General features: G+C 68.8%; 8 protein-coding genes. 3 read left to right on the plus strand and 5 right to left on the minus strand.

All coding sequences use genetic code 11. The features are described from left to right. A partial coding sequence (locus DPV74_RS33610) for a TAXI family TRAP transporter solute-binding subunit (RefSeq protein WP_119338755.1) occupies positions 1-1,393 on the minus strand: 1,393 nt, incomplete at its 3' end. A 423-nt stretch (positions 1,394-1,816) separates the two neighbouring features. On the opposite strand from DPV74_RS33610, the gene DPV74_RS33615 reads away from it, so the two are divergent. The 3 genes from DPV74_RS33615 (at position 1,817) to DPV74_RS33625 (ending at position 6,858) form a co-directional block, all read left to right on the plus strand. Then, entirely contained in the window at positions 1,817-2,182 is a 366-nt protein-coding gene (locus tag DPV74_RS33615) for a BON domain-containing protein (protein ID WP_021157129.1), read from the plus strand. A gap of 136 nt (positions 2,183-2,318) precedes the next feature. Next, entirely contained in the window at positions 2,319-4,409 is a 2,091-nt protein-coding gene (locus tag DPV74_RS33620; protein ID WP_119338752.1) for a D-(-)-3-hydroxybutyrate oligomer hydrolase, read from the plus strand. A 613-nt stretch (positions 4,410-5,022) separates the two neighbouring features. Further along, on the plus strand, positions 5,023-6,858 hold the full coding sequence (locus DPV74_RS33625; protein WP_027788234.1) for a S10 family peptidase: 1,836 nt from the start codon (positions 5,023-5,025) through the stop codon (positions 6,856-6,858). Between the two features lie 155 nt (positions 6,859-7,013). Here the strand turns inward: DPV74_RS33625 and DPV74_RS33630 are convergent, their stop codons facing one another. The 4 genes from DPV74_RS33630 to DPV74_RS33645 form a co-directional block, all read right to left on the minus strand. After that, positions 7,014-7,802: a sulfite exporter TauE/SafE family protein gene (locus tag DPV74_RS33630; RefSeq protein ID WP_119338753.1), complete on the minus strand. Its 789-nt coding sequence runs from the start codon at positions 7,800-7,802 to the stop codon at positions 7,014-7,016. Positions 7,803-8,101: 299 nt separating this feature from the next. Then, positions 8,102-9,541 carry a DHA2 family efflux MFS transporter permease subunit gene (locus DPV74_RS33635; RefSeq protein WP_119338754.1) on the minus strand — a complete coding sequence of 480 codons (1,440 nt, stop codon included), beginning with the start codon at positions 9,539-9,541 and terminating at the stop codon, positions 8,102-8,104. Between the two features lie 136 nt (positions 9,542-9,677). Beyond that, complete coding sequence (locus DPV74_RS33640; RefSeq protein WP_027788231.1) at positions 9,678-10,409, minus strand: DsbA family oxidoreductase; 732 nt, start codon at positions 10,407-10,409, stop codon at positions 9,678-9,680. 220 nt (positions 10,410-10,629) lie between these two features. Then, positions 10,630-11,313 carry a transcriptional regulator gene (locus DPV74_RS33645; protein WP_276140962.1) on the minus strand — a complete coding sequence of 228 codons (684 nt, stop codon included), beginning with the start codon at positions 11,311-11,313 and terminating at the stop codon, positions 10,630-10,632. Positions 11,314-11,317 lie beyond the last annotated feature (4 nt).

Below are 11,317 nucleotides of genomic sequence, written 5' to 3' on the forward strand. Positions count from 1 at the left end.
CGTCGGCACGTGCCTGCGGCGGGCCGCCGGCGCCCGGCGGGCCGGCCGGCGTGTCGTGGTCGTGCGCGGTGAGCCGTTCGCGCACGAAGCCGATGTGCTCCCGCAGCACGTAGAACTGGCCCGCATAGGAGAGCGGCATCTTCATCCGGTTCACGGCTTCCTCGATGTCGTCGAGTTCGTCGAGCAGCTGCACGCGCTCCTCGGCCGTGTGCTCGCCGAGCGCGCGGCGCTCGAGCGCGATCAGCGCGCCGTACCAGCGGTAGATGCGCGAGCGCACGCGCCAGCCGTACAGCGACGGCACGAGCCGCAGCCCGGGGATCAGCACGACGATCAGCGGCACGACCACGACGAGCAGCCGGTCGACGAGGCTCGCGACCCAGAACGGCAGCCGCCGGTACAGGAAGGTCTTGCCGGATTTGTAGTAGCGCGCGGCGTCGTCGGACAGCGGGAAGCCGCGCGTGACGGACGACGGGAATTCGCCCGCGTGCTGCAGGATCGTCGCGTGGCCGTGCACCTCGCGCGCGGCCTCGATCAGCAGGTCGGACAGCGCGGGGTGCAGCGAGTCGCGTGCGACCAGCTCGATGGTCGGCGCGACCGTGTGGATGTCGGCGGGCGGCAGGTTGCGGCCGAGATCGTAGACGCCCATCGGCAGCGTGATCGCGGTCAGGTACGGGAAGCGCCGCGCGTACGCCTCGGCCTGGGTGAACGAATACACGTGCACGCCCGGTGCGCGGAACAGCTTCGCCATCACCGGGATCTGCGTCGAGTCGCCGGACAGGAATGCCGCGTCGATCTTGCCGTCGAGCAGCGCGGTGGCCGCATCCTCGCCGGCGGTCGGCAGCAGCTCGGTCGACCCGCCCGGCACGATGCCGTTCATCTTCAGCAGCGCGAGGCTCAGTTCGCGCGCGCCGCTGCCTTCCGCGCCGAGCGCGAGCCGCTTGCCCTTGAAGTCGGACAGGCGCGCGACGACCGGGCCGCGGTACATGATCGCAAGCGGCACGTAGCCGATGCTGCCGAGCGACACGAGGTGTTCGTCGCGCTCCTTCGGGCCGATGCCGCTCTGCACGAAGCCGACGTCGACCGGCGCGTTCGGGTTCGACAGCCGCGCGAGGTTCTGGGCGGACCCTTCGGATGACTGGACGTCGAGCGTGACGCCGTTCTTCGCGAGGATCGTCTTGTATTTCTGCGCGGCGTTCCAGTACGTGCTGCCGGGCGGCCCGGACGAGATCACGAGCGTGGACGGCGGGGCCGGCTGGATCAGCTTGACCGCGAGCCAGACGGCCGTGGCGGCGAGCAGCACGGTGGGGCCGATCGACAGCGCGAGGTCGCGCCACGACACCGCGACGAAGCGGGCGAGGATGCGGCGAGGCGGGCGGGGGCGGGCTGGCTTCATGGGGGGCGGCGGATGACGCTGGCGTGACGTATCGGTGACGGTCGGCGCGGACGATGCGGATTCTCGCGGCGATGGTACCCGGTTTCGCGGTGCGTGCGCGAGTGCGGCGCGGCGGCGCGACGACAGCGGCGGGGGCCGCCGCGTCAAAAGCTTTGCGCTTCCGCGGGCGCTGGATTACATTGTGCGACGCAGCCGCGCCCGATTCGCGCGCGACCCGGCACGCAATGAGACCGGGCGCGTCCGGCCGGCGGCTGTCCGGCCCGGCCGGCCCGCTCTCGCGTGCGCCGTCCGCCAGCCCGTCTTGCCTCTCTCGTATCGCCGTGGAAAACACCGGCTGTCCCGCCCGTTCGCGCGCGGGCCGGCTGTTTTTGGGGGTATCCGGCCGTACTGTGCACGGCCGTTCCGGAGTGATAAGGAGATAGCATGAAGTCGATCGTGTTGAGAGCGTTGGGTGTCGCCGCCGTGGCGGCCTGTCTGTCGGGCAGCGTGTATGCGCAGTCGAGCGATGCGGCGGCAACGGAAGCGCCCGCGGCAGCGACCAGCGCGCCGAAGGCCGCCGCGAAAACCGCGAAGAAGGCGAACCGCAAGCTCGGCTATACGGTGCGCAAGGCGATTTCGAAGGAATCGGGCGTCAACGTGTCGAACCTCGTCGTGCGTTCGAAGGGCGGCGCGATCACGCTGGAAGGCACGATGCCGGCCCAGGACCAGATCGACAAGGCCGAAGCCGCAGCCAAGGGCGTGGCGGGCGTGACGTCGGTCACGAACAAGCTGACGGTTCAGCAGCAGTGATGCCGGGCGGCGGCGCGCGAGCGCCGCGTGCGCCCGTTTCCAGGCGGGCCCCGGCATGCCGGGGCCCGTTTGCGCTTGAGAGGCCGCAAGCCGCATGAAGCGGCGGCGGACCGATAACGATATCGAGAGGGCGGCGATGACGAGGCTCGGGTGGGGCAGGCGGATGGTTTTCGGCGCGGCGCTGGCCGCGATCGCGCTACTCGGCGCCTGCAACGGCGACGAATCGGCCGAGCGCAACCGGTTGCCCGGTTTCGTGTCCGGCAGCGTGCGCACGACAGCCTATGACGGCGCGAGCGACGACCTGCTGACGGCCGGCCTCGGCAAGACGGGCCTCGGCTCGGCCACCGCGCCGGGCTTCGCGAACGCCGCCCGGCCGACGGGCGCCGAGCTGCGCCGCCTCGCGATCTGGTCGAACTACCGCGCGCTCGTCGACATGAGCGCGAACGGCGGCTACGGCCGCTTCTGGGGGCCGAACGTCGATCTCGACGGCAACGCCACGCTCGGCGAAGGCAAGATCCCCGGCACCGAATATCTCGCATACTCCGACGACGGCAGCGGCAGCAAGAACGTGACGCTGCTCGTGCAGGTGCCCGCCAGCTTCAATCCCGCGCAGCCGTGCATCGTCACCGCGACGTCGTCGGGCTCGCGCGGCGTGTACGGCGCGATTTCCGCGGCCGGCGAATGGGCGCTCAAGCGCGGCTGCGCGGTTGCCTACAACGACAAGGGCGGCGGCAACGGCGCGCACGAACTCATGTCGGACACCGTCACGCTGATCGACGGCACGCTCGCCAACGCGGTGCTGGCCGGCACCGCGAGCCTGTTCACCGCGAACGTGACGAGCGGCGATCTCGCCACCTTCAATTCCCGCTTCCCGAACCGCTATGCGTTCAAGCACGCGCATTCGCAGCAGAATCCCGAGCAGGACTGGGGGCGCGTGACGCTGCAGTCGGTCGAGTTCGCGTACTGGGCGCTCAACGAGCAGTTCGGCCCGCTGATCGACAGCTCGCATCACGGCGTGCGCTATCGCGCGGGCGACATCACGACGATCGCCGCGTCGGTCAGCAACGGCGGCGGCGCGTCGCTCGCGGCGGCCGAGCAGGACAATCGCGGCTGGATCACCGCGGTCGTGGTCGGCGAGCCGCAAATCAACGTGCGGATGGCGCCGAACGCGGTCGTGCGCTCGGGCGGCCAGCCGGTGCCGTCGTTCGGCCGGCCGCTGGCCGACTACGCGACCCTCGCGAACCTGCTTCAGCCGTGCGCGGCCGCGTCGGCGTCGCTTGCCGCTGCGCCGTACCTGAGCGCGCTGCCGGCGGCGACCACGCAGTCGATCCGCACGCAGCGCTGCGCGACGCTCGCCGCGGCCGGGCTCGTGTCGGGGGCCGATACGCAAAGCCAGGCCGCCGACGCGCTCGCGCAGCTCCACGCGGCCGGCTACCTTGCCGATTCCGACCTGCTGCAAGCGCCGATGTGGGATTCGCAGGCGATTCCGGCGATCGCCGTCACGTATGCAAACGCGTACACGCGCTCGCGCGTCACCGACAACCTGTGCAATTTCAGCTTCGCGACGACGAACCCGGCGACGGGCGCCGTCACCGCGCCGGCCACGTCGCCGATGCCGGCCGTCTTCGGCGTCGGCAACGGCGTGCCGCCGACGGCCGGCATCGACCTCGTGTTCAACACGGGCGCGGGTATCGACCACCGGCTCGCGACACCCGATGCGAGCTTCGCGGGCGCGCTGTGCCTGCGCCGGCTCTGGACGAACGGGATGCTCGGGATGCCCGCGAACGTCGACGCGGTGCGCGTGAACGCGAACCTGCAGGGCAAGCCGGCGATCATCGTCCAGGGCCGCAGCGATGCGCTGGTGCCCGTGAACCACGCATCGCGCGCGTACGTCGCGCAGAACGGCATCAGCGAAGGCGGGCGCAGCCGGCTCGTGTTCTACGAGGTGACGAACGGCCAGCACTTCGACGCGTTCCTGCCGGTGCCGGGCTTCGACACGCGCTTCGTGCCGGTTCACTACTACAACCTGCAGGCGCTGAACCTGATGTGGCGGCACCTGAAGAACGGTGCACCGCTGCCGCCGTCGCAGGTGATCCGCACGGTGCCGCGCGGCGGCACGCCGGGCGCCGCGCCCGCGCTGACGAGCGCGAACTTGCCGCCGATCTCGGCCGCGCCGGGGGCGAACGCGATCACGACCGGCGCCGGCACGATCGACGTGCCGCTCTGACGGCGCCCGTCGAGCCGCCCGCACGAAGCCGGACAGCGGTCCGGCTTTTTCCTTTGTGCGAATGGAATCGGTCCCGGATTGGCTTTTGTCCGAATGGCGAGCGCTGTAACAAATTCTTACTTTACGGCGGTAAATCAGAACCCTAATATGCGCCGGTATTTTCACTTAATTTAATAAATTACAGATACGAAGATATTCCTTTCCGTTTAGTTAATCGATCCTTTCGATTTTGTTAAATCGGCTCGAGTCGAGGTTGATCGCCATTCTGCGATTAATCGGTATCTCGCCGAGGGGGATCGTTCGTCTGTTCCAAGCGAGGTGCCCTTGTCGGGCGGGCCTTGCGGGGTGTGTTTTTGCCGTCGATTTTGTGTGCATGCAAATTCGCGCAATGAATTCGTATTGCTGCGGATTATTGAATTGCCGTTTGCAATGGAATTGATTCCATTGTGCGGTTGCAAAAAACATGGGTGGGGTAAATCGTGCCGATCGGTATTCACCGATCCGGTAAAAAACTCGGAGTGCGTCGCATAACGAATGCATTCCTGGTGCGGAGCGCCGGCGCAAATGATCCTTTGCGACCGGCGGTATTTATCGTTCTGTTCGAGAGGCAATAATGACGACACGGAAGTCCTTGAAAGACGGTTTCGCGCTATTCGGAACGACACTGAGCGTGCCGCTCGCCGCAGCCGCGGCCGCGGCGCTGCTCGTCACGGGGTGCGGCGGCGACGACGGGCCGAGCCCGGCTGCTTCGGCTGCCGCCGCGGCTGCGACGTCGGCCGGCGCCAGCACGTCGGCCAACACCAACGCAACGGCCGCAGCGGCCGACCAGCCGTACGTCGACAACGACGTGTACGGCACCGGGCCGAACGACGCGGTCACGGATTCCACGGAAGGGGCGGCCGTCGTCCACCGTTCGGTCACGATCGGCGGCAAGACCATCAAGTACACGGCCACCACGGGCCACCTGACGACGATCGACCCGGTCACGTCGGCCCCGAACGCGAAGATGTTCTACGTCGCGTACACGCAGGACAACCCGGACCCGTCGAAGCCGCGCCCGGTCACGTTCTTCTACAACGGCGGCCCCGGCTCGTCGTCGGTCTACCTGCTGCTCGGCTCGTACGGGCCGAAGCGCCTGCAGTCGTCGTTCCCGAACTTCACGCCGCCCGCGCCGTACAAGCTGCTCGACAACCCGGACAGCCTGCTCGACCGTACCGACCTCGTGTTCATCAACCCGGTCGGCACCGGTTATTCGACGGCGATCGCCCCGGCGAAGAACAAGGACTTCTGGGGCACCGACCAGGACGCCCGCTCGATCGATCGCTTCATCCAGCGCTACCTGACCAAGTATTCGCGCTGGAATTCGCCGAAATTCCTGTACGGCGAGTCGTACGGCACCGCGCGCAGCGCGGTCGTGTCGTGGGTGCTGCACGAGGACGGCATCGACCTGAACGGGATCACGCTGCAGTCGTCGATCCTCGACTACGCGAATGCGTTGTCCGCGCCGGGCACGTTCCCGACACTCGCGGCCGACGCGTTCTACTGGAAGAAGACGACGCTCAACCCGACGCCGACCGATCTCGACGCGTACATGGTCCAGGCCCGCAACTACGCGGACAACACGCTCGCGCCGCTCGCGCAGAAGCCGAACCCGCAGGACGGCGGCTTCGTGAACGTGCGGCTGAACCTGAACCTGCAGACCGCGCAGCAGATGGGCGCGTACATCGGCACGGACCCGACGTCGCTGATCCAGACGTTCGGCAACCCGGCCGCGCTCGGCAACGTGCCGTCGTCGGACGACAACCCGCCGTACACGTTCTTCCTGACGCTCGTGCCGGGCACGCAGATCGGCCAGTACGACGGTCGCGCGAACTTCACGGGCAAGGGCATCGCGCCGTACATCCTGCCGAACTCGGGCAGCAACGATCCGTCGATCACGAACGTCGGCGGCGCGTACACGGTGCTGTGGAACAGCTACATCAACACCGACCTCAAGTACACGTCGACGTCGTCGTTCGTGGACCTGAACGACCAGGTCTTCAACAACTGGGACTTCAGCCACACCGACCCGACCGGCGCGAACAAGGGCGGCGGCAACACGCTATATACGGCCGGCGACCTGGCGTCGACGATGAGCGTGAACCCGGACCTGAAGGTGCTGTCGGCGAACGGCTATTTCGACGCCGTTACGCCGTTCCACCAGACGGAGCTGACGCTCGCGCAGATGCCGCTCGACCCGACGCTCAAGGCGCAGAACCTGACGATCAAGAACTACCCGTCGGGCCACATGATCTACCTGAACGACGCGTCGCGGACCGCGCTGAAGGGCGATCTCGCCAACTTCTACGACGGGATCCTCGCGAACCGCACCGCCCTGCAGCGGGTGCTGAAGCTGCAGGCGCGCACGCAGCAGCTCAAGCAGCAGAAACTGCAGCAGCAGGGGCAGTAAGCGCGGCGGGCGGCTCGAGCCGCCCCGGACGGAAGACAGCCCGATCGGCGCAGGCCGGTCGGGCTGTTTTTTATCGGCAGCGGAGGGCGCCGCGCGTCGGATGCGCTGGCCGGGAAAGGGCGGAGCCGCGGGTGAAGGGCGGGATCGGCGCCTGCCTACGCGAGTACGAGCCTTACGCCGACCGCGACGAGCGTCGCGGCGAGCAGATTGCGCAGCAGCCGCTCGGGTGCGCGCGCCGACAGCAGGCTGCCGAGCACGATGCCCGGCAACGAGCCGAGCAGCAGCGACAGCAGCATCGACCAGTCGACCGAGCCGAGCAGCCAGTGGCCCATGCCGGCGACCAGCGTGAGCGGCACCGCGTGCGCGATGTCGGACCCGACGATGCGGGTCGTCGCGAGCATCGGATACAGCAGCAGGAGCACGGTGACGCCGATCGCGCCGGCACCGACCGACGTCATCGACACGAGCACGCCGAGCACGGCGCCCGTCAGCACGGTCGACCACAGCGTGCGCGCGGGGTTCGGCGCGAGCGGGTTGCGCGCGGCGAACGCGGTGAGCTGCGGCCGGAAGATCAGCGCGAGCGACGTGAGCAGCAGCGCGATGCCGAGCACGAGCTGGATCATCCGCGCGGTGCCCGGCGTGTTCATCCCGTGCGTGTGCAGCCACCACAGCGTGATGGCCGCGGCCGGCACGCTGCCTGTCGCGAGCCGGCCCGTGATGCGCCAGTCGATCGAACCCTTCAGGCCGTGGACGAGCGTGCCGGTGGCCTTGGTCGCCGCCGCATAGAGCAGGTCGGTGCCGACCGCCGTCGCGGGGTGGACGCCGAACAGCAGCACGAGGATCGGCGTCATCAACGAACCACCGCCGACGCCGGTCAGGCCGACGAGGATGCCGACGAACAGGCCGGACAACGAGTACAGCAGATCGATATGGGGAAGCGACATCGGAAGGAGGCGGTTATGCGGCGTTCGGCGGTAGCGGCGCGTGGGTCAAAGTCCGCCATTGTCGCAAATGTGGCGGGTCGGTGTACGACTGCGTTAAAAATCGGCCGGGAAGGCGCGGGCGGCAGGCGGCGCTGAAACGGGCGTTTGAACGGGGCAGGACCAACGTGGTGGCCGGTGCCGGCCTGCGACGACAGGACGGGCGGTGCGCGGCACCCGGAAGAAGAAAAAGGGCGCGACGGTGCGCGCCCCAGGTTCGATGCAACCGGCCGGATTCGTCCGCCGCCTGCGGCTCGTCGGCGTCAGTGCATCGCGGGGCCGGCGCCTTCGACGGCGTCCTGCCGCCGGATGCGCAGCGCGAGCCCGATCAGCGCGGCGGCGGCAGCGAATGCCGCGCCGAACGCGAAAGCCGCATGGTAGCCGCCGTTCAGTGCGTCGAGCGGCGCGGCGTTCGCGGCCGCGAGCACGTCGGTGCGGGCGGCCGCGAGGCTCGCGAGCACGGCGAGGCCGAGCGCGCCGCCCATCATGAACGCGGTGTTGACGATCCCCGACGCGAGCCCGGAATCGGCCGGATCGACGTCGCTCATCGCGGCGAGCAGCATCGGGTTGAACGCGACGCCCGCGCCGATGCCGAGCAGCGTCATGCCGGGCAGCACGTGCCAGGCGAAGCCGCCGTCCACCGGCGCGCGCGAAAACAGGGCGAGGCCGCAAGCCGCGATCAGCAGGCCGGCCGCGATCGGGCCGCGGATCCCGAAGCGCATCACGATGCGCGCGGACAGCCCGAGCGAGAACGCGGCCATGATCAGGTTCGCCGGCAGGAACGCGAGACCGACCTGCAGCGGCCCGTAGCCGAGCACACGCTGCATGTACAGCGCGGACAGGAAGAACCACGCGAACATCGCGGCCGCCCACAGCACGCCGATCACGTTCGCGAGCGCGACGTTGCGCGCGGCGAACAGCGTGAGCGGCATCAGCGGATGCGCGGCGCGCGCCTCGATCGCGATGAACAGGGCGAGCAGCGCGACGGCCGCGCCGATCAGCACGACGGTCTGCGTCGACAGCCATCCGGTTTCGTTGCCGCCGACGATCCCGTAGACCGCCAGCATCAGCGATGCGGTCACGGTGACCGCGCCCGCGACGTCGAGCCGTGCGGTGCCGGCCGGCGCGCGCAGGCGAGGCAGCAGCGCGACGCACATCGCATAGACGGCGATGCCGATCGGCAGGTTGACGAGGAAGATCCAGTGCCACGACAGCGAGCTCGTCAGCAGCCCGCCGAGCAGCACGCCGATGCTGCCGCCGCCCGCGCAGACGAAGCCGTACACGCCCATCGCGCGGGCGCGTTCGCTGGGCTCGGTGAAGAGATTCATGATCAGCGACAGCGACACGGCCGACACCACCGCGCCGCCGAGCCCCTGCACCGCGCGCGCGGCGATCAGCATCGTCTGCGACTGGGCGAGGCCGCATGCGAGCGACGCGAGCGTGAAGACGACGAGGCCGGCGAGGAACATGCGCCGCTGGCCATACAGGTCGCCGAGCCGGCCGCCGAGCAGCAGGCAGCCGCCGAACGTCAGCAGGTACGCGTTGACGACCCACACGAGGGCTGTTTCGGTGAAATGGAGGTCGGTGCTGATCGATGGCAGCGCAACGTTCACGATCGTGCTGTCGAGCACGATCATCAGCACGCCGAGGCAGAGGACGATCAGCGCGTACCAGCGCTTTTCGCCGTGGATCCCGTGGGTCATGGGCTTGCAGCCTTCTGATAGTTATTTGAAAGGATGCATTGTAGGCCCCCTCGGCGCGGGCTTCCTGCCGGTTTGTGGCAGGAGCGATGCGTAGTCGCGCGTCCGGGCGGGACGCGCGTGACGGATGCGACGGGCGTTACGCGCGCGCCGGCAGTTCGCAGCCGTCGGGGCCGCATGCGGCCGCGTCGCTGCCGTCGAGTTCGACGATGCCGTCGCGCCATGCCTGGTCGAGCGCCTGCGCGAACGCGTCGGCCGGCTGCGCGCCCGACACCGCGTAACGGCCGCCGAACACGAACAGCGGCACGCCGCGCCCGCCGATCTGCGCGGCGCGGGCGATGTCGGCTTCGACTTCGTCGCGGTACAGGTCGCTGCGCAGCACGTCTTCGACGGCCGCGCGCTCGAGCCCCGCTTCGACCGCGAATTCGGTCAGCTCGGCGTGATCGAACAGCGAGCCGTGCTCGCAGAAATACGCGCGGTACAGCCGCTCGGTCAGCGCGTGCGCGCGGCCCGTCGCTTCCGCGAGCTTCACGAGCCGGTGGCCGTCGAGCGTGTCGCCGACGAGCGTGCCGGGCAGGTCGTAACGCAGCCCGACGCTCGCGGCCGCCTCGGTCACCTGGCGCAGCATCTGGTCGACCTGCGCGGGCGACATCCGGTACTTGCCGGCGAGCATCGCCTCGACCGGCTCGACGGGCTGGCCCGGCATCAGCCGGTATGCGCGCAGCGCGACGTCGACGCGCTCGGCGTGCGCGAACGCGGCGAGCGCCTCGTCGAAGCGGCGCTTGCCGATCCAGCACCACGGGCAGATCAGGTCGGACCAGATTTCGACGGTCAGGGTCGGGCGGGCAATCGGGGCGGGAGCGGTCGTCATGGGCGATTCCGGGCAGCAAAAAAGTGTAACCGGGACTATATCACTTTGTGCTTCGACGCTTCGTCCAGGCTGGGCGGGCGCGTGAAACGGGCGCCCGCCGCATCACGAAGCATAGACACGGAAGCGGCGCACCGATAGCGATGGCCGATACGGGCCGCCGCCGCGCGTCCCGACGAACAGGCGTTTCGTCGTTCCGGCGAACCAGCCCGCCGCGTTTCCCTTACGCGTCGCCCTGCGTTTCCTTCAGGTGCTTGAGGTGTTTGTAGACCGTCGCGCGACCCATCCCGAGCACATTCGCGACGTAGTTCGCCGCGCTCTTGCCGCGGAACGCGCCCTCCGCGTACAGCGCTTCGACGAGCTCGCGCCGGTGCTCGCGCGTGAGCCCGTTCAGCCCGACCTGCCGCTCGCGCAGCCAGCCGTGCAGGAACGTGTTGATGCGCTCCTGCCAGTCGTCGCGGAACAGCTCGTCCGGCTGCGCGACCACGCCCGCACCCTTGATGAACAGGTCGAGCGTCGCGCGCACCTCGTCGAACACCGCGATGTTGAAGTTGATGCACATCATCCCGGCCGGGTGGCCTTCGTCGTCGAACAGCACGTTGCTCACGCAGCGCATCCGCCGGCCGTCCCAGTTCAGCTTCTCGTACGGACCGATCACGCGCTCGCGCGCGGAATGATCGATTTCCTCCAGCGCGGAATCGTCGCCGACCTCGCGCTTCGACAGGTTGTTCGCGAGATACAGCACGGTCTGGTCGTGCAGGTCGTGGATCACGACTTCCGCGTACGGGAAGAACAGCGCGGCGATACCGTCGGCGATCGGCGCATAGCGGGTGAGCAGCAGGTCTTTGACGGGGGATTTCTTCTTGCGCATCGGTGTCGCCATCTCGGGTGGGCGGGGGCCGGGCAGCCCA

Source organism: Burkholderia sp. HAN2018, assembly GCF_024704855.1.
Lineage (GTDB): Bacteria > Pseudomonadota > Gammaproteobacteria > Burkholderiales > Burkholderiaceae > Burkholderia > Burkholderia cepacia.